At 72.4% G+C, this 20,170-nt stretch carries 8 protein-coding genes; 3 read left to right on the top strand and 5 right to left on the bottom strand.

Going from position 1 to position 20,170, the window contains the following annotated elements; genetic code table 11:
* Positions 1 to 79: 79 nt before the first annotated feature.
* Both ACTMVF_RS34880 and ACTMVF_RS34875 read right to left on the bottom strand, forming a co-directional pair.
* Positions 80 to 877, bottom strand: a complete 798-nt coding sequence (locus tag ACTMVF_RS34880) for an ABC transporter permease subunit (protein ID WP_302001147.1) — start codon at positions 875 to 877, stop codon at positions 80 to 82.
* A 6-nt stretch (positions 878 to 883) separates the two neighbouring features.
* On the bottom strand, positions 884 to 1,837 hold the full coding sequence (locus tag ACTMVF_RS34875; protein WP_441275061.1) for an ABC transporter ATP-binding protein: 954 nt from the start codon (positions 1,835 to 1,837) through the stop codon (positions 884 to 886).
* Positions 1,838 to 1,972: 135 nt separating this feature from the next.
* Between ACTMVF_RS34875 and ACTMVF_RS34870 the strand changes: the two genes are divergently transcribed.
* Together ACTMVF_RS34870 and absA2 are read left to right on the top strand one after the other, a co-directional pair.
* Positions 1,973 to 3,673 carry a sensor histidine kinase gene (locus ACTMVF_RS34870; RefSeq protein ID WP_441275060.1) on the top strand — a complete coding sequence of 567 codons (1,701 nt, stop codon included), beginning with the start codon at positions 1,973 to 1,975 and terminating at the stop codon, positions 3,671 to 3,673.
* A gap of 65 nt (positions 3,674 to 3,738) precedes the next feature.
* Positions 3,739 to 4,404, top strand: a complete 666-nt coding sequence (absA2, locus tag ACTMVF_RS34865) for a two component system response regulator (protein WP_302001144.1) — start codon at positions 3,739 to 3,741, stop codon at positions 4,402 to 4,404.
* Between the two features lie 59 nt (positions 4,405 to 4,463).
* On the opposite strand, the gene ACTMVF_RS34860 is transcribed toward absA2, so the two are convergent.
* From ACTMVF_RS34860 to hppD, 3 genes are read right to left on the bottom strand one after another with little or no spacing between them, the layout of a single operon-like run.
* On the bottom strand, positions 4,464 to 5,789 hold the full coding sequence (locus ACTMVF_RS34860) for a PLP-dependent aminotransferase family protein (protein WP_441275059.1): 1,326 nt from the start codon (positions 5,787 to 5,789) through the stop codon (positions 4,464 to 4,466).
* Positions 5,786 to 6,955 carry an alpha-hydroxy acid oxidase gene (locus ACTMVF_RS34855; RefSeq protein WP_441275058.1) on the bottom strand — a complete coding sequence of 390 codons (1,170 nt, stop codon included), beginning with the start codon at positions 6,953 to 6,955 and terminating at the stop codon, positions 5,786 to 5,788. Before ACTMVF_RS34855 ends, ACTMVF_RS34860 begins: the two co-directional genes overlap by 4 nt.
* Positions 6,952 to 8,025, bottom strand: a complete 1,074-nt coding sequence (gene hppD / locus ACTMVF_RS34850; RefSeq protein ID WP_441275057.1) for a 4-hydroxyphenylpyruvate dioxygenase — start codon at positions 8,023 to 8,025, stop codon at positions 6,952 to 6,954. The genes ACTMVF_RS34855 and hppD overlap by 4 nt, the downstream gene beginning before the upstream one ends.
* A 314-nt stretch (positions 8,026 to 8,339) precedes the next feature.
* Here hppD and ACTMVF_RS34845 point away from each other — a divergent pair.
* The coding region (locus tag ACTMVF_RS34845) for an amino acid adenylation domain-containing protein (RefSeq protein ID WP_441275056.1) at positions 8,340 to 20,170 on the top strand (11,831 nt) is incomplete at its 3' end.

Genomic DNA, 20,170 nt, shown 5'->3' with positions numbered 1-20,170 from the left:
GGGGCCGCATGCCTGGCAGAGCATGCGGCCCCTGGAGGGGGGAGGATCGGTCCGCCGAGGACTGTCCGGCGGGGTGGCGCTAGGCGTCGCGTCGGCGCAGGACCGCGGATCCGGCCAGGTACGCGGCGAGCGCCCACAGCAGGAGGACCAGCAACGCGGTTCCGCCGCCGTAGGGGTCGTTGTCCTGGGTCAGCAGTACGGTGCCGGCGACGCTCGGCATGTAGTCGGACGCGGTCTCCAGCCACTTGGCGCCGACGACGCCCATCAGCTGGGGCAGCGCGAGCAGCACCATGATGAGGGTCGTGATGGTGCCGGCGGCGCTGCGCAGGACGGTGCCGAGACCGATGGCCATCACCGCGAGGAGGGCGAGGTACACCCCGGCCCCGAGCGCGGTCCCCAGCAACTGGCCGCCCGTGTACTCGCCGTGGTCCCCCATCAAGGGGGCGGCGACCAGGGTCCCCAGCACGCTGAAGACGAAGCCCGCGGCGACCACGACCGCCATGACGACCAGCGTCTTGGACCGGAGCATCCGGCCGCGGGCGGGGACGCTCTGCAGCGTGGTGCGGATGGAACCGCTGGAGTACTCGCTGGTGAGCGCGAGGGTGGCGAGCACCACCACGGTCAACTGGGAGATGAGGAAGGCCTGTGACGCGTGGTGCGGGGCCGGCATGGTGACGTCGACGCCCTTCTTCGCGCTGGCGTCGGCCGAAGCGCCGACGATCGCGGCGAAGCCCACGGTGAGCAGCAGGCCGACGGCGAGGTTCCACCAGGTGGCGCGGACGCTCCAGAACTTCGTCCACTCGAACGCCACGGCGCCCTTGAATCCTCCACCTTTGACGGGGCCTACGAGCTTGGGGGCGGTTGTTGTTGTCGTCATTTCCAGTTACGCCTTCTGGTGATCAGGAGCATGGGTGACCTGGGAGAGCGTGGGCGAGCCGTACTCCACGCTGGCGGCGGTGAGTTCCATGTACGCCTGTTCCAGGCTGGCCTTGCGCATGCTCAGCTCATGGATGGGGACACGATGGTTGAAGGCCAGGTCGCCGATCTCCTCCAGCGTGCCGCCGACGACGAGGAGTTCCTCGGGTTCGGAGGTCGCGTCCTGTTCCACCCTCATCCCGAACTGCAGCAGTTCCCGCCTGAGCACGTCGGGCTGCGGAGTCCGGACCCGGACGGCGGTGAGTGAACTGCCCGCGATGACCTCCTCGATGGGGGCGTCGGCGATGATCTTTCCTCGGCCGATGACCAGCAGATGGTCGGCGGTCTCCTGCATCTCACTCATCAGGTGACTGGACACGAAGACCGTCCGGCCCTCCGCGGCCAGGGACCGCATCAACTCCCGCACCCAGCGCACTCCGTCCGGGTCGAGGCCGTTGACCGGCTCGTCGAAGAGCAGCACCTTGGGATCGCCGAGGAGCGCCCCGGCGATACCGAGCCGCTGGCCCATGCCGAGGGAGAAGGAGCCGATGCGCTTCTTCGCCACCTCGGTCAGGCCGACGGTCTCCAGCACCTCGCCGACCCTGGACGCCGGGATTCCGTTGCTGCGGGCCAGGCCGAGCAGGTGGTGGTAGGCCGAGCGGCCGGGATGCCCGGCGCGGGCGTCGAGCAGTGCGCCCACCTCGCGCAGGGGGTGCCGTAGTTCCTCGTACCGCTTGCCTCCCACCAGCGCCCGTCCCGACGTCGGCGCGTCAAGACCGACGATCATCCGCATGGTGGTCGACTTGCCCGCGCCGTTCGGGCCGAGGAAGCCCGTGACCTTCCCCGGGTTGATCTCGAACGAGAGGTCCGAGACGGCCGTCTTGTCGCCGTACCGCTTGGTCAGTCGGTCCAAAGTGATCATCGCCTGGTGGCTCCTTCCAAAGTCACGTCCACAACGCTAGGGAGCCGGCGGGCCCGGAACATCTGGCGAACGGCAACGACCGCATTCGACTTTCGGCAGGTTCGAAGGCCGTGGTGCCTCTTGTAGCGTGCTGGAATGCAGCGATGGCAGGCCGTGCGCCGACGAACCGGACCATTACTACGGGCCCTTGGCTCCGAGCGGCCCTTCGCCAGGCGTGGCGATCTGGTGCTGCTCCTCGTGCTCCTCGCGCCCTCCGCGTTCAACACGGAAGGGCTCGCGGCCACGACGGCCAGCTGGGCGGCCGCCTGTCTGACCATCACGGCCGCGGTCGTGGTGCGGCGCACGGCGCCGTTGCTGTCCCTGCTGCTCGCCGCGCTCCTCGCCCTCTTCTACCCCTGGTTCGGCGCGAGCCTGTGGCCGGCGATCGCGGCCGCGGTGCTGAGCTTCCTGGCGGGCCGCAGACTGACCCGGCTCTGGCCCGCGCACCTGGTGTTCCTCTGTGTCGCGGTGGCCGGACTCCTCCTGGTCAGTGCCCTGGCCGACACCAAGGACTGGCTGAGCCTGCTGATGACCGAGTTCGCCTCCAGCGTCCTGCCGTGGTGGGCGGGCAACTGGTGGAGTCAGCGCACCGCGCTGGCGCACGCCGGCTGGGAGCACGCCGAGCAACTGGAGTGGAAGCAGCGCTATATCGCCGAGCAGGCCAGGCTCAAGGAGCGGGCCAGGATCGCGCAGGACATCCACGACTCCCTGGGGCACGAGCTGAGCGTGATGGCCCTGCTCGCCGGCGGTCTCGAGCTGGCCCCCGGGCTCTCCGAGCAACACCGCGATTCCGTGGGCCAGTTGCGGCAGCGGTGCACCATGGCCACCGAGCGCCTGCACGAGGTGATCGGGCTGCTGCGGGAGGACCCCACGCCGTCGCTGACTCCCCCCCACGAGTCGATCGCCCAACTCGTGCGCCGCTTCGAGCAGTCCGCCACGCCGGTGGACTTCCATGAGGAGGGCACGCCCCCGAGGGCGGACAAGCCGCCTCTGCTGTCCGACCTCGCGGCGTACCGGGTGGTGCAGGAGTCCCTGACGAACGCGGCCAAGCACGCGCCGGGTGCCGCGATCACCGTGCGGGTGACCCACGGGACGCGCGAGACCGTGGTGTCGGTCGTCAACGAGCGGCCGGAGAACGGCGAGAGCGCGCCCGCGACGGGCAGCGGATCCGGACTGATCGGTCTTGACGAGCGCGTCCGTCTCGCGGGCGGCACCCTGCGGACGGGCCCGCGGGCGGGCGGCTTCGAGGTGTACGCACGGCTGCCGCACACCGCGTCGGCGCCGTCACGGGCGGCCGCGGGGCCCGGCCTCGACGCCACCCGCCCGCGCTCCGGCGCCGCCGACGGCGATGTCTCCGGTACGGGCGACACGGAAGCGGTGCCGGGCCGTGCCGTCCCCGCCCCTCCCGCGCCGAGGTGGAGCGCGTCGAGGGCCGCGCTGCTGCGGACCAGGGCCCGGCTGCGGCGCGACGCCCGACGGGCCGCGCTGATCCCGGCGCTGCTCGGTGCGGCCATCGTGGCGCTCCTCGTGGGCCTTTACGTCTTCACCTCGGCGACCACCTCCATCTCCCCCGACGACTACGCGCGCATACGGGTCGGTGAGACGCGCGCGGAGCTGGAGTCGGCGCTCCCGTCGCGGCGGATCAGGAAGCCGCCACCGGTCGTCACGGAACCTCTTGTGCCGCAGGGCGCCACGTGCGAGTACTACCGGGCCGGCGCGAGTCCTCTGCACTTCACCGACACGATGTACCGGCTGTGCTTCCAGGATGATGTCCTGGTGGCCAAGGACACGCTCTGAGCACAGCGCGCCCGGCGGCGGCCGCCCGCGGGGCCGATGAACAGAAACCAGCAGGGAAGGATCGGATGATTCGCGTATTGCTCGCCGACGACGAGACCATCATCAGGGCCGGGGTTCGCTCCATCCTCACCACCGAGCCGGGCATCGAGGTGGTCGCCGAGGCGTCCGACGGGCGTGAGGCGGTCGAACTGGCCCGCAAACACCGCCCCGATGTGGCGTTGCTCGACATCCGGATGCCGGAGATGGACGGCCTGACAGCCGCGGGTGAACTGCGGACCACCAACCCGGACACCGGGGTGGTCATCCTCACCACCTTCGGCGAGGACAAGTACATCGAGCGGGCCCTGGACCAGGGAGTGGCCGGGTTCCTGCTCAAGGCGTCCGATCCGCGGGACCTGATCTCCGGGGTGCGGGCCGTGGCGGCCGGGGGCTCCTGTCTCTCCCCGCTGGTGGCGCGCCGGCTGATGACCGAACTGCGCCGGGCCCCGTCGCCCCGCGCGGAGGTCTCGGGCGAGCGCACGACCCTGCTGACCAAGCGTGAGCAGGAGGTCCTGGGGATGCTGGGCGCCGGCCTGTCGAACGCCGAGATCGCCCAGCGGCTGCACCTGGTCGAGGGCACCATCAAGACGTATGTCAGCGCGATCTTCAACCAGTTGGAGGTGCGCAACCGGGTGCAGGCGGCGATCATCGCCTACGAGGCGGGCCTGGTGAAGGACATCGATCTCAACTAGGCCAGGGGCCTGCGCTGCCGATCCGGCGGCGCAGGCCCCTGGCTACATCGGGGGGGGGTTCAGTTCCGCGCCTGGTCCTTGATGAAGCGGGCCAGTCGCGCCGCCCCCTCGGCGGCCTGGTCGGTGGTGAGGTAGCTGCAGGAGAGCCGGATCTGCCGGTCCCCCGCGTCGTCCAGGTGGAAGTGGCGCATCGGCGTCCAGATGACGCCGTATTTCTCCGCCGAGATGTCCAACGCGGCCCCGTCCGCGGCGAACGGGACGTCGAGCGTCAGAAAGAACCCGCCGTCGGGGTCGTTCCACCGCACCCCGGCCGACTCCGGTGCTCCCGCGGGCAGTTCGGCGGCGAGCGACTCCCGCAGACACCTCATGGTGGACTGGTAGTGGCGTGCCGAGGCCTCGTTCGCCGCCCGCAGCCCGCCGCCGTTCTGCAGGAGCAGCCCGGCGACCGCTGCCTGGCTCAGGCTGGAGGTGTTGACGGTGACCATGCTCTTGACCTTGGCCAGTTCGTCGGCGAGCAGCCCCGGGGCCCGGCCGTCCGCGCTCTCGACCGGCTGGTCGGCGACCACGAACCCGACGCGCGCGCCCGGGAAGGCGGTCTTCGCGAAGGAGCCGAGGTAGATGACGCGCCGCTGGGTGTCGAGGGACTTGAGCGTAGGCCGCCGCACCGTGCTGAAGACGCCGTAGGGGTTGTCCTCCAGGAGCAGCAGTCCGAGCCGGTCCGCGGCGTCGAGCAGGGCCGTACGGGCCTCGCGGCGCATGCTGACCCCGGTGGGGTTGGAGCAGTCGGGCACCACGTACAGACACCTGGCGCGCCGGCCGCTCGCCTCGATCTCCCGTACGGCGCGCTCGATTCCCTCCAGGCTCGGCCCGTGCGGGGTGCCGGGCACCGCGACGACGGGGATCCCGAGCAGACTGGCCGCGCCGGTGACGCCGACGTACGAGGGACTGTCGACGAGGAGCACGTCGTCGGGGCCCGTGAACAGCGCGCGGAGCGTGAGCAGGACGGCTTCCTGGCAGCCGACCGTCACCACCACGGACGCGGGGTCCACCGTCATGTCCTCGTCGACGTCGAGCATGCGGGCGACGATGTCCCTGATCTGTCCCGCGGTCTCGCCGTACTGGTAGAGCGCCGTGCGCACGCGTTCCTCGGAGTGGCCCTGCTCGCGCAGGTGGTCGAGGTAGGTCTCGATGAGTCCGGGTACGCGCGCGACGTCGAAGTCGCCTTCGTACGGCCGCCCCGGGGCGAAGGAGATCGCCTGCGGATGGCGGAGGGTGACCTCGTTGAGGAAGGTCATCGTGTCGAGCAGCGGCGCGGACAGGCTGGCGTGCAGAGCGGTCCGCGGCAGGACGCCTGTCCGGTCCGTGCTCCCTGACATGGTCGTCATCCGGGACTCCTGTCTGTGTACGACATGGTGTGCGGCACGGTGTGCGGCAGGGTGTGCGGCGCTGTGTTCTCGGGGTTCGGGCGGCTGTGTCCCGGCAGGATCACGGTGTCCGCGTCGATCGTGCCGGGCGACGCGTGGCCGGTGAGCACCATGGTGTCGGCGAACTCCGCGATCAGCAGGGTGAGCATCCGGTGCACGCCCTCGCTGCCGCCGGCGGCCAGGGCGTACAGTGCGGGCCGGCCGACGAACACGGCGCGGGCGCCGAGGGCCAGCGCGACCAGGACGTCGGCGCCGGAGCGGATGCCGCCGTCGAGGAAGACGGGGCAGCGGCCGCGCACGGCGGACACGACCTCGGGCAGCGCCTCCAAACTGGCCTGGACGCCGTCGAGTTGGCGGCCGCCGTGGTTGGAGACGATGATGCCCGCGACGCCCGCGGCCACCGCCGCCTCGGCGTCCCGCGCGGTGAGGACGCCTTTGGCGAGTACGGGCAGCCCGCTCAGGTCCCGCAGCCGTGCCACGGCGGACCAGTCGAGGGAGCGGTCGAAGGCCAGCCTGCTGTGCGCTCCGGGAGTCGCGCTCCCCGCGGCGGCCGACCCGGCCAGGTTGGCCGGGGTCACATGGGCGGGGACCGCGAAGCCGTTGCGCAGGTCGCGCAGACGACGGCCGGTGAAGGGGGTGTCGACGGTGAGCACCAGGGCCTGGTAGCCGCTGTCGCGCGCACGACGGGCGAGGCCGAGCGTGGTCTCGGCGTCGCGGAAGCAGTACAGCTGGAGCCACAGCGGGGCGCCGGCCGCGTCGGCCACCTCTTCGAGGGTCCGGCCCGCGAAGGTGCTGACGACGAGCGGGAGTCCGAGCCGGCCCGTGGCGGCGGCCGTGCCCGTCTCGCCGTCCGGGTGGGCGAGTGAGTGGTAGGCCACGGGTGCGATCCCGACAGGCGCCGACCAGCGGGAGCCGAACACCTCGACGGAGGTGTCCGGTTCCTCGATGCCGGGCAGCGCCCTGGGGCGCAGCCGTACGGTGTCGAAGACGGCCTCGTTGGCGGCCAGCGTCCGCTCCCTGCCCGCGCCACCGGCGATGAAGTCCCATACATCGGGCGGCAGTTCGTGCCGTGCCCGCTCGGCGAAGTCGTCGAGCGTGAGCGGCTCCCGCTCGGTGGCGGACGTCATCGACCGGCCACTTCCCGCTCCCTCTCGACGGCCTCGTACAGCGCCTTGATGTTCGAACTGCCGAAGCCGCGGGCGCCGTTGCGCTGGATGTACTCGTAGAAGAGGGTGCCGCGCGGGTAGGGCGAGCGGGTGAAGATCTGCAGCAGGTAGCCCCACTCGTCGCGGTCGGCGAGGACGTTGGTCTCGCGCAGGTCGGCGATGGCGTCGGCCATGTCGCTGACGCGCTCGGTGAGAAGGTCGTAGTAGGCGCCGGGGGTGCGCAGGAAGGCCACGCCGCGGTCGCCGAGCGCGCGGACCGAACCGACGATGTCGTCCACGAGGAAGGCCAGGTGCTGGACTCCCGGACCGTTGTGGGCGTTCAGGAACTGGTTGATCTGGCCCGGCACCCGAGTGTCGTCGGGCTCGATGAGGGTGAAGGTGATGCCCCCCTCGGCGTTGCGCACCACGATGGAGTCCATCGCCTGGTCGCCCACCTCGATGTACTCGGAGGAGTAGAAGGGCATGTCGAAGGCGGCCTCGTAGAACTCGGCGGTGCGGCGCAGGGTGCCGGCTTCGAGGCAGACCGCGACGTGGTCGAGGACCGGCCGGGGCGCCGCGGGGTCCGTGGCGGCCGGCAGGAGCGCCCAGTCCCGGTCGGGCGGCAGCTGCCCCGCACGGTCGTCGGTCGCGGCGATCAGGGTGTGCCGGACGTCCCCGAACCCGGAGACGGCGGCGAACCAGGTGTCCTGGCCGCGCCGGAGCGAAGGGGTCGGCTGCTGCAGTGCGGTGGCGCCGGCGAGGACGGCCCGGTCGAAGCAGGACTGGACGTCGTCACAGCTGAGCGCGAGGTCGGCGATGGAGTCACCGTGCTCCTCGACGTGCCGGGCGACGGCCGTTCCCGGCTGCAGCGCCTGGGTGACCACGAGGGTGACCTCGCCGCTGCGCAGCACGGTGGACCTGCGGTCGTGCGTACCGGTGGCGGGGCCCGCCACGGCCAGGGGCACGAAGCCGAGGCTGTCGATGAGGAAGCCGGAGGCATCCCGGTCGTCCGTGACGTACAGCTCGGCGTACGCAATGGCACTTGGCGGCATGGCGGCTCTCCAATGAAGAGAAAGGGAGAAACGCGGGAACACCCGTCGGAAAGACGGCTCCCGAAATTCTCGATCAGGAAAGGGAAATGCACGTGACTACACTCTACAAATCGCTCGTATACCCTCGCTATCGGCTGGATATCAAGCTCCCTACCTGCGGTTATCCACCTGGATAAGTATGTTGACCAGCTCCTCCGAGCCTTGCTAGCGTCCCAGTTCGCCCTTAATTGAATGTCACTCAAGCGGCACCTCGATTATTTTTCTGCGCGGCATGAAAAGGCCGGGGGTTCCGGCGGAAGATTGTGAGGAGACAGGTGTCTGAGCTCTCGTCCATTCGGCACGGCCTGACCAGTGCGCAGCACGAGGTGTGGCTCGCGCAGCAGCTGGACCCGCGAGGTGCGCACTACAAGACCGGCTCCTGCCTGGAGATCGACGGCCCGCTGGACCACGCCGTACTGAGCGCGGCCCTGCGGCACACGATGGCCGAGACGGAGACCCTCTGCTCCCGCTTCCTCACCGACGAGCAGGGACGCCCGTACCGCGCGTACTGCCCCCTCGCCCCGGAGGGCGCGGACGAGACCGAGGGCCCGGACGGCGTGCCGTACACCCCGGTGCTGCTGCGGCACTTCGACCTCACCGGGCACGAGGACCCGCAGGCCGAGGCGATCCGCTGGATGGAGCGGGACCGCGCGACGCCGGTGGCGCTCGACCGGCCCGGCCTCAGCAGCCACGCGCTGTTCACGCTCGGCGGCGGCCGGCACCTGTACTACCTGGGCGTCCATCACATCGTGATCGACGGCACCAGCATGTCCCTGTTCTACGAGCGGCTCGCCGAGGTCTACCGGGCGCTGACGCAGGGGCGTGCCGTACCGCCCTGCTCCTTCGGCGACATGGACCAGCTGGTCGCCACCGAGGAGACCTACCGCGCCTCCGCCCGGCACGCCAAGGACCGCGCCTACTGGACCGAGCTGTTCGCCGACGTTCCCGAGCCCGTCTCGCTCACCGGCCGCAGCAGCGGGCTCGTCCTGGCGCCCACCGTGGCGAGCCTCGCCCTCGGCCCGGAGCGCACGGGTGTGCTGGAGCGTGCCGCCGAGGCGACCGGCTCCGCCTGGGCGCGCGTGGTGATCGCCGGCGTGGGCGCCTTCCTGCACCGGGTGACGGGCGCTCAGGACATCGTGCTGTCGGTGCCGGTCACGGGCCGGTACGGCGCCAACGCCCGCACCACGCCCGGCATGGTCTCCAACCGGCTGCCGCTGCGGCTGACCGTGCGCCCGGGCCAGACCTTCGCCCAGCTGATCGAGACCGTGTCCGACGCGTTGCGCGGCCTCATGGCGCACAGCCGGTACCGCGGCGAGGACCTGAACCGCGAACTCGGCGGCTCGGGCGTGCTCGCCCCGACGGTCAACGTCATGCCCTACCGGCCCGTCGACTTCGGCGGCCCGCTCGGCGTGATGCGCAGCATCAGTTCCGGCCCGACGACCGACCTGAACTTCGTCCTGACCGGCACCCCCGACTCCGGGCTCCGCGTCGACTTCGAGGGCAACCCGCAGGTGTACGACGCGCGGGACCTGACCTCCCTCCAGGAGCGCTTCGTCCGGTTCCTCGAGGACCTGGCGGCCGACCCCACCGCACCTCTCGACCAGGCCGCCCTGCTCACGCCGGACGAACGGCACCGCATCCTCACGCAGTGGAACGACACCGCGCACGAGGTGTCCGACGCGACGCTGCCCCGGCTGCTCGCCGCGCAGGCCGCCCGCACCCCGGACCACGAGGCCGTCGCGTACGAGGGAAGCTCTCTGACGTACGCCGAACTGGACGGCCGCGCCGATGAGTTGGCCAGGAGCCTGGTCGCCCGCGGAGCCGGCCCGGAGCGCTTCGTCGCGGTCGCCGTCCCCCGGTCGACGGAACTCGTCGTCGCCCTGCTCGCCGTGCTGAAGTCGGGCGCGGCGTACGTCCCCGTCGACCCCGGCTATCCGGCGGACCGCATCGCGCACATCCTGCACGACGCGGGCGCCATGCTCGTCCTGACCACGTCGGACACCGAGGAGCGGCTGCCGGACGACGGCACCCCCCGGCTGGTCCTGGACGGACCGGCCCCTGCCCCGGCCCCGGAGCCCGCCGGGGCGGCACCGGCGCCGGCGCTCGATCCGCGGCACCCCGCCTACGTCATCTACACCTCCGGGTCCACCGGCCGGCCCAAGGGTGTGGTGATCTCCCACCGGTCGATCGTCAACCGCCTGGCCTGGATGCAGCACGCCTACGGCCTCGATGCCTCCGACCGGGTGCTGCAGAAGACCCCGTCCGGCTTCGACGTGTCCGTGTGGGAGTTCTTCTGGCCCCTCACCCAGGGCGCCACGCTGGTCGTCGCGCGGCCCGAGGGCCATCTGGACCCGGCCTATCTGGCCGATGTCATCCGGCGCGAGGGCGTCACCACCCTGCACTTCGTGCCGTCGATGCTCGACGTGTTCCTGCGCGAGCCCGCCGCGGCCTCACTGACGGGGCTGCGCCGGGTCTTCTGCAGCGGCGAGGCCCTCTCGGCCGAGCTGCGCACGCGGTTCCAGGCCGTGTCGGACGTCCCGCTGCACAACCTGTACGGGCCCACGGAAGCCGCCGTCGACGTGACGTACTGGCCGTGCGCCGAGGACTCGGGCACCGGCCCGGTGCCGATCGGCCGCCCGGTGTGGAACACCCGGATGCAGGTGCTCGACGCCGCGCTGCGCCCGGTGCCCGCGGGCGTGCCCGGCGAGCTGTACATCGCCGGTGTCCAGCTCGCCCGCGGCTACCTGGGCCGCCCCGGCCTCAGTGCCGAGCGCTTCACCGCCGACCCGCACGGCGCGCCGGGCAGCCGGATGTACCGCACGGGCGACCTCGCGCGCTGGAACCACGACGGCAGCCTCGACTATCTCGGCCGCGCCGACCAGCAGGTCAAGCTGCGCGGCTTCCGCATCGAACTCGGCGAGATCGAGGCCGCCCTCGTCCGGCAGCCGGAGGTGGGCCAGGCCGCGGTGGTGCTGCGCGAGGACCGGCCCGGCGACCAGCGCCTCGTCGCCTACACCGTCCCCTCGGGCGACACCGGGCCCGGCTCCGCGGCGCTCACCGCCCGGCTGCGCGAGCTGCTGCCCGACTACATGGTCCCCTCGGCGTACGTCACCCTGCCGGAGCTGCCGGTCACGCCGAACGGCAAGCTCGACCGCAGGGCCCTGCCCGTCCCCGACCGCACGGAGCGGTCCGGCGGCCGGGCACCGCGCACGCCGCGCGAGGAGCTGCTGTGCACGCTGTTCGCCGAGGTCCTCGGGGTGGACGCGGTCGGCGTCGACGACGGCTTCTTCGAGCTGGGCGGCCACTCGCTGCTCGCCACACAGCTGATCAGCCGCATCCGCACCGCCCTCGGGGCGGAGCTGTCGATCCAGCGGGTCTTCGAGTCGCCGAGCGTGGCGGAGCTCGCTGTGGCGCTCGACGAGACCGGCCGGGCCCGTACGGCGGTCACCGCCCGGCAGCGGCCCGACCGCCTTCCCCTCTCCTTCGCCCAGCGACGCCTGTGGTTCATCCACCAGTTCGAGGGCCCGTCGCCGCTGTACAACATCCCGGCCGCGCTGCGGCTCACCGGCCACCTGGACGACGCCGCCCTGTCGGCGGCGATCGGTGATGTGGTCGCCCGGCACGAGAGCCTGCGCACCGTCTTCGCGGAGGACGAGCACGGCCCGCACCAGGTGATCCTGTCCGCGGAGCAGGCGGCGCCCCGCCTGGAGATGGTCGACAGCGACGCGGAGCGGCTGACCGAGGACATCGCCCGGGTGGCCCGCCACCCCTTCGACCTCACCGGTGAAGTGCCGTTGCGCACCGCGCTGTTGCGGGTGGCACCGGACGAGCACGTGCTGCTGCTGGTGCTGCACCACATCGCCGGGGACGGCTGGTCGCTGGCCCCGCTCGCCCGTGATCTGGGGGCCGCCTACGCCGCCCGGCTCGGCGGCGCGGCCCCCGACTGGGCGCCGCTGCCGGTGCAGTACGCCGACTACACGCTCTGGCAGCACGAACTCCTCGGCGCCGACGGGGACGGCGAGAGCGAGGGCACCCGGCAGCTCTCCCACTGGCGACAGGCCCTGGCCGGCCTGCCGGAGCGGCTCGAACTGCCCACCGACCGGCCGCGTCCCGCACGGCGCGACAACGCCGGGGACCGGCTCGACGTGACCGTGCCCGCCGATCTGCACCGCTCGCTGGCCGGGCTGGCCACCGAGACCCGGACCAGCGTGTTCATGGTGCTCCAGGCCGCGCTCGCGGGGCTCCTGACGCGGCTCGGCGCGGGTGAGGACGTACCGATCGGCTCCACCATCGCGGGGCGTACCGACGCGGCGGTGGAGAACCTGATCGGCTTCTTCGTCAACACGCTCGTGCTGCGCACGGACACCAGCGGCGACCCGACCTTCCGCGAGCTCCTCGGCCGGGTCCGCGACACCGACCTGGCCGCTTACGCCCACCAGGACGTGCCCTTCGAGCGGCTCGTCGAGGCGCTCAACCCGGACCGCAGCACCTCCCACCACCCGCTGTTCCAGGTGGCGCTGACCTTCGACACCACCCAGCAGGACGCCTTGGGCGAGCTGGGCCGGCTGCCCGGCGTCAGCGCGACGCTCATGCCCGTGCACACCGGCCTGTCCAGGTTCGACCTCGTGTTCGCCTTCGACGAGAACCGCGACGCCGAGGGCGAGCCGGCCGGGCTGAACCTCGCGGTGGAGTTCAGCACGGAGCTGTTCGACGCCGGGACCGTCCGCGCCCTCACCGAGCGGCTGGTGCGGCTCCTCACGGAGGTCGTCGCGGAGCCCGACGCGCGCCTGGGCGACGTCGACGTCCTCGTCCCCGGCGAACACCACGCGCTGCTCGTGGCGGCCAACCGGCCTGACTCCGCCGCCGCCCTCGGCGAGTCCGTCGCGGCCACGCTGCCCGAGCTCTTCGAGCAGCAGGCGGCCCGCCACGCCGACCGCACGGCACTGACCTTCGAGGGCACATCCCTGTCGTACGGCGAGCTCAACTCGCGTGCCAACCGCCTCGCCCGGCTGCTCGTCGCCCGCGGGATCGGGCCCGACGCGCTGGTCGCGCTCGCGCTGCCCCGTTCGGCCGAACTGGTCGTGGCGCTGCTCGCCGTGGTCAAGTCGGGTGCCGCCTATGTGCCGCTCGACCCCGGCTATCCGGCCGACCGGCTCGCCTACGCGCTGACCGACGCGGCGCCCGCGGTGCTGCTCACCGACCGCGACACCGCCGGGCGGCTGCCCGCCCACGAGGTGCCCCGCATCGTCCTCGGCGACCTCGCGGAAGCGGACGGCGACGGGCCGGACGCGTACCGCTCGGACGACCTCGCCCAGAGCGAGCGGGTCAGGCCGCTCGACCCACAGGACACCGCGTACGTCATCTACACCTCGGGCTCGACGGGGCGGCCCAAGGGTGTGGCCGTGCCGCACCACAACGTCGTGCGGCTCTTCTCCGCCACCGAGCACTGGTTCGGCTTCGACGAGCGGGACGTGTGGACCCTCTTCCACTCCTACGCGTTCGACTTCTCCGTCTGGGAGCTGTGGGGGCCGCTTCTGCACGGCGGCCGGCTCGTCGTCGTACCGCACGCCGTCAGCCGGGACCCCGCCGCGTTCCTGACCCTTCTCGAACGGGAGCGGGTCACCGTCCTGAACCAGACGCCTTCGGCGTTCTACCAGCTGGCCGCGGCCGACCGCGAGCAGCGGCCCGAACTCGCCCTGCGCTACGTGGTGTTCGGCGGCGAGGCGCTCGACCTGTCCCGCCTCGCGGACTGGTACGAGCGGCACGCCGAGGACGCCCCGGTCCTGGTCAACATGTACGGCATCACCGAAACCACCGTCCACGTCTCCCACTTCGCGCTCGACCGGGCCACCGCTGCCGCCGCCTCGGCGAGCACCATCGGCGTCAACATCCCCGACCTGCGGGTCTACGTCCTCGACGACCGACTGCGCCCCACCGCGCCCGGCGTCACCGGGGAGATGTACGTCGCCGGGGCCGGCCTCGCCCGCGGCTACCTGGGACGCCCCGGCCTCACCGCGGACCGCTTCCCCGCCGACCCGTACGCCGCGCGTTTCGGCGAGACGGGCACCCGGATGTACCGCACGGGCGACCTGGCCAGGCGCCGGACCGACGGCGGCCTCGACTACCTGGGGCGCGCCGACCAGCAGGTGAAGATCCGCGGCTTCCGGATCGAGCTCGGCGAGATCGAGGCCGTGCTCGCCGCCCACTCCTCGGTCGACGACGTGACCGTGGTGCCGCGCGAGGACGTCCCGGGCGATCTGCGGCTCGTCGCGTACGTGGTGACCGGTGCCGACGTGAGTGCCCGCGCGCTCCACGACCATGCCGCCGCCCAACTGCCGGACTACATGCTGCCCTCGGCGTTCGTCACCCTGGACGCCCTGCCGTTGACGCCCAACGGCAAGCTCGACAGCAAGGCGCTGCCCGCCCCCGCCCACTCCGGGCAGGTCACGGGACGCGCTCCGCGCGGGCCGCGCGAGGAGATCCTGTGCTCCCTCTTCGTCGAGGTGCTCGCGGTTCCCCGCCTGACCATCGACGACAACTTCTTCGACCTCGGCGGCCACTCCCTGCTCGCCACCAAGCTGGCCGGCCGCATCCGCAGCACCCTGGGGGTCGAGCTGTCGGTGCGGCAGCTCTTCGAGACGCCCACGGTCGCCGGGCTCGCCGCGGCCCTGGACCGGGCGGAGCACGCCAGGACACCGCTGACGGCCGGCGAGCGTCCCGAGCGGCTGCCGCTGTCGTACGCACAGCAGCGGCTGTGGTTCCTGCACCAGCTCGAAGGCCCCTCACCCACCTACAACATCACCGGTGCGCTGCGGCTGACCGGCGGGCTCGACCCGGAGGCGCTGCGCGCGGCCTTCCAGGACGTGATCGCCCGCCACGAAAGCCTGCGGACCGTCTTCACCGAGGACGAGCAGGGCGCCCGGCAGACCGTGCTCGACGCCGCCGGCGTGCGCTTCGAGCTGCCGCTGACCGACACCGTCGAGGAGCGGCTCGACCAGCTCCTCGCAGAGGCCGCCCGGCACTGCTTCGACCTGCGGACCGACATCCCGGTGAAGGCGGAACTGTTCCGGCTCGCCGACGACGAGCACGTGCTGCTGCTGATGGTGCATCACATCGCGGGTGACGGCTGGTCCCTCGGCCCGCTGGTCCACGACCTCGCCACGGCGTACACGGCCCGCGCGGCCGGTCGCGCCCCCGACTGGACGCCCCTGCCCGTGCAGTACGCGGACTTCGCGCTGTGGCAGCGCGCGTCGCTCGGCGACGCGTCCGACGCCACCAGCCCGGCCGGCCGCCAGCTCGCCCACTGGAAGCAGGCCCTGGCCGGTCTGCCCGACCGGCTCGACCTGCCCGCGGACCGGCCGCTCCCGGCCGTCGCCTCGCACCGCGGCGACCGTGTTCCGCTGACCGTCCGCGCGGAGCTGCATCGGGGCGTCGTGGAGCTGGCCAGGGAGTCCCGCACCAGCGTCTTCATGGTGCTCCAGGCTGCTCTGGCCGCCCTGCTGTCCCGGATGGGGGCTGGTGACGACATCCCCGTCGGCACGCCGGTGGCCGGACGGACCGACGACGCCCTCGACCAGGTCGTCGGCTTCTTCGTCAACACCCTGGTGCTGCGCACCGACACCAGCGGCAACCCCACCTTCCGCGAGCTGCTCGACCGGGTGCGGGCCACCGACCTGACCGCCTACGACCACCAGGAGCTGCCCTTCGAACACCTGGTGGATGTCCTCAGCCCGACCAGGTCGCTCTCCCACAACCCGCTGTTCCAGGTGCTGTTGAGCCTGGACACCACCCAGCAGGACGCGCTCGCCGCGCTGGCCGCGACCGGCCTCGGCGTGACGCTGCTGCCCGTCGCCACCGGGATCGCCAAGCTCGACCTGGCCTTCGAGATCGCCGAGCACCGCGACGCCGAGGGCGCTCCCGCCGGACTGTTCGGCGCGGCCGAGTACAGCACCGACCTCTTCGACGAGGGCACGGTCAGCGCACTGGTGGACCGCTTCCTGCGGCTCCTCGACGCCCTGGTCGGCGACCCCGGGCGACGCATCGGTGACGTCGACGTCCTCAGCCGTCAGGAGCTGGACCGCGTCCTGGTCGAGTGGAACGACACACCGCGCGAGCCGGTCGGCCGGACCTTCGCCGAGTATGTCGAGACCCATGCCGCCGAGGCGCCGGAGCGCATCGCCGTCGAGTTCGACGGGCAGGCCCTGTCGTACGGCGAGCTCAACGCGCGGGCGAACCAGCTGGCCCGCCGCTTCCTCGAACTGGGCGCGGGCCCCGAGGAGTTCGTGGCGATGGCCCTGCCCCGCTCGGCCGACCTGGTGGTCTCGGCGCTCGCCGCCTTCAAGGCGGGCGCGGCCTATCTGCCCGTCGACCCCGCGTACCCGGCCGAACGGATCGCCCATCTCGTCGGGGACGCCGCGCCCACGCTCGTCGTCACCACGTCCGCCGGCGCCGCCGGGCTCCCGGACACAGCCGCACCACTTCTCCTGATCGACAGCGCCGAGACCGCGGCGGCCGTCGCCGGACTGCCCGCGCACGATGTCACCGACGCGGAACGGCCGACGCCGCTGCGCCCCGAACACCCGGCGTACATGATCTACACCTCCGGCACCACGGGCCGGCCCAAGGGTGTCGTCGTCACCCACACCGGTCTGCCGGGCCTGGTCGACATCTTCACCCGCGACTGCGCGGCCGGGCCGGACAGCAGGATCCTGCAGCACCTCTCCCCGAGCTTCGACGCGTCGTTCTGGGAGCTGGCGATGGCTCTCCTCACCGGCGCCACCCTCGTCGTCGCGCCCCAGGAGACCACGCCGGGGCCCGAACTGGCCGAGCTGGCGACCCGGTACGCGGCGACCCATCTCAGCCTGACGACCTCCGTCCTCGGGCTGCTGCCCGAGGGTTCGCTGCCCGACGGGCTCACCCTCGTCGTGGGCGCGGAGACGATCCCGCCGGAGCTGGTGGAGCGCTGGTCCGGCGGCCGTACGATGCTCAACTCCTACGGCCCCACGGAGACCACGGTCTGCTCGACGATGAGCGGTCCGCTGTCCGGGCCCCTCACCCCGCCCATCGGCTCCCCCGTCACCAACACCGCGGTGTACGTGCTGGACGCCGCGCTGCGCCCGGTCGCCCCCGGTGTCCCCGGCGAGCTCTACGCTGCCGGTCCGCACCTGGCCCGCGGCTACCACGGGCGGCCCGCGCTCTCCGCGGAGCGGTTCGTGGCCAACCCGTTCGGGGCGCCCGGCACCCGGCTGTACCGGACCGGTGACCTGGTGCGCTGGCTGCCGAACGGTGAGCTGGAGTATCTGGGACGGGTCGACACCCAGGTCAAGATCCGCGGCCTGCGGATCGAGCCGACCGAGATCGAGGCGGTCATCACCGAGCGCCCGCACCTGGCGAGGGCGGCCGTGATCGTGCGGGAGGACCGGCCGGGCGACCGGCGGCTCGTGGCGTACGTCGTCCCCGAGCCCGGTCACACCCTGGACGCCGCCGCGCTCCGCGCCGAACTGCGCGAGACGCTGCCCGACCACATGATCCCGACCGCGTTCGTCGCCCTGGACGCCCTGCCGCTGACGATCAACGGCAAGCTGGACCGCAAAGCGCTGCCCGCCCCCAACTACTCCGCGCGGACGTCGGGGCGCACCGCCCGCAACCCGCGGGAGCGGCTGCTGTCCGAGCTGTTCGCCGACGTCCTCGGGGTGGAGTCCGTCGGGATCGACGACGGCTTCTTCGACCTCGGCGGGGACAGCATCCTGTCCATCCAGCTCGTCGGCCGGGCCCGCGGGGCAGGTCTCGTCCTGTCGGTGCGCGACGTCTTCGAACACCAGACGCCCGCGCTGCTCGCCGAGTCGGCCACGGCCGGACCCGACACCGACCGCCGGCAGCAAGGCGCCGACATCCCGGCCCACGGCCCGGCCCCCCGCACGCCGATGATGGGCTGGTTCGCCGAACTCGGCTCCGACGTGGCCGAGTTCAACCAGTCCCTGGTGCTCCGCGTGCCCGCCGCCCTCGACTTCGACGCGCTCGGCGCCGCTCTCCTGACCGTGCTCGACCACCATGACGCCCTGCGCATGCGGGTGGCCGACGACTGGACGATCCAGGTTCCCGAACCGGGCTCCGTGGCCGTGGCCGACTGCCTGATCCGGTACGACGCCGTGGGCCTCGACGAGTCCGACGTCCGGTCCGCGGTCACCGAGCAGGCACGTGCGGCCCGTTCGCGGCTGGCCCCGGCGGACGGCCGTATGGTCCAGGCCGTCTGGCTCGACCGGGGTGCCGACCGGGACGGTCTGCTCGTGCTCGTCGCCAACCACCTGGTCATGGACGGCGTCACCTGGCGCATCCTCATACCCGACCTGGCCGCCGCCTACGCGGGCGAGCCGCTCGCCCCGGTGGACACACCGTGGCGGCGGTGGGCGCTGTCCCTCGCGGACATCGCCGGGGAACCGCGCGTCGAGGCGGAGCTCGACCACTGGCGTTCGGTGCTCGGCGACACCCCGCGCACACTGCGCCTCGACCGCGCGCGGGACACCCATGTGAGCGCGGGCGAGATCACCGCCGAACTCGACGCGGACATCACCGAGGCGCTGCTCACCTGGGTTCCCGGCGTCTGCCACGCGACGATCAACGACGTACTCCTGAGCACCTTCGCGTTCGCCGTCGCCGAGTGGCGGCATGGCCGCGGTGAGAACCCCGACGCGCCCGTCGTGGTCGACCTGGAGAGCCACGGACGCCACGAGGACACCGTGCCGGGCGCGGAACTCAGCCGTACCGCGGGCTGGTTCACCGCCATGTACCCGGTCCTGCTCGCACCGCCCGCCGCCCCCGCCACCAACGGCGACGCGCCGACGATCCGGGCGCTGAAGGCCGTGAAGGAGCAGCTGCGCGCCGTGCCCGGCGACGGCATCGGCTACGGCCTGCTGCGCTACCTCAACCCCCGTACCCGCACCGCGCTCGCGCGGTTCCCGGTCCCCGAGTTCGGCTTCAACTACCTCGGGCAGCTCGGCCAGGACGGCGCCCAGGAGGATCCCTGGAGCATCGAGGGCGGTGATGTCGCGGGAATCGACGGCGCCATGCCGCTGGCCCACCCCGTGGACCTCAACGCCGTCGCCCGGGAGACGCCTTCGGGCACCCGGCTGCGGGCGCGCTGGACCTACTCCCGGACCCAGCTGGAGCCCGAGGACGCCCGACGTCTGGCCGACGCCTGGTTCCGGGCGCTGAAGCAGCTCGTCGAAGAGGCCCGCCGCCCCGGCGCCGGCGGACTGACCCCGTCGGACATCACCCACGCGGCGCTCGACCAGGGCGAGATCGAGCGCCTGGAGCGCCTCGTCCCCGCGGTCCAGGACATCCTGCCGCTCGCTCCCCTCCAGGAGGGCTTCCTCTTCCTCAACCTGTACGACGAGAACGCCCGTGACGTCTACGTGGGCCAGCTCGCGTTCGACCTGGAGGGCACGTTCGACGGTGCCCGGATGCGCGCCGCGGCGCAGGCCCTGCTGCGGCGGCACGCGAACCTGCGCGCCGGGTTCCGGCAGACCGGCTCGGGCGCATGGGTGCAGGTGGTGCCCGCCGACGTCGAACCCGACTGGCGGGAGGCCGACTTGACCGGCCTGCCCGCGGACGAGCGGGGTGCTCAGGCCGACCGGCTCGCCGCCGAGGACCGGGAGCGCCGCTTCGACCTGACGTGCCCGCCGCTGATGCGGTTCACGGCGATACGCCTGTCCGGGGACCGGGTCCGGCTGGTGATGACGAACCATCACATCGTGCTCGACGGCTGGTCGATGCCCTTGCTCTGGCAGGAGCTGACCGAGCTGTACGCGTCCGGCGGCGACCCCGCGGCGCTGCCCCGCGTCCGCCCGTACCGCGACTACCTCACCTGGCTCGACGCCCGTGACCGGGACGGCGCCCGGGAGGCCTGGCAGGAGTCCCTCGCCGGGCTCGACGAGGCCACCCTGCTCGCCCCGGACGCCGGTCCGGTCGACTCGGCCCCGCTGGGCGTCACCTTCGGCTTGGACGCGAAGGCGACCGCGGAGCTGTCGGCGTGGGCGCGGAGCCAGGGCGTCACGATGAACACGGTGGTGCAGGGTGCCTGGGCCCTGGCCCTGGCTCACTCCACCGG

Origin of the sequence: Streptomyces sp. SD31 (assembly GCF_052068475.1) — a bacterium.
GTDB lineage: Bacteria > Actinomycetota > Actinomycetes > Streptomycetales > Streptomycetaceae > Streptomyces.
This window is presented reverse-complemented; position numbering and strand designations above follow the sequence as displayed.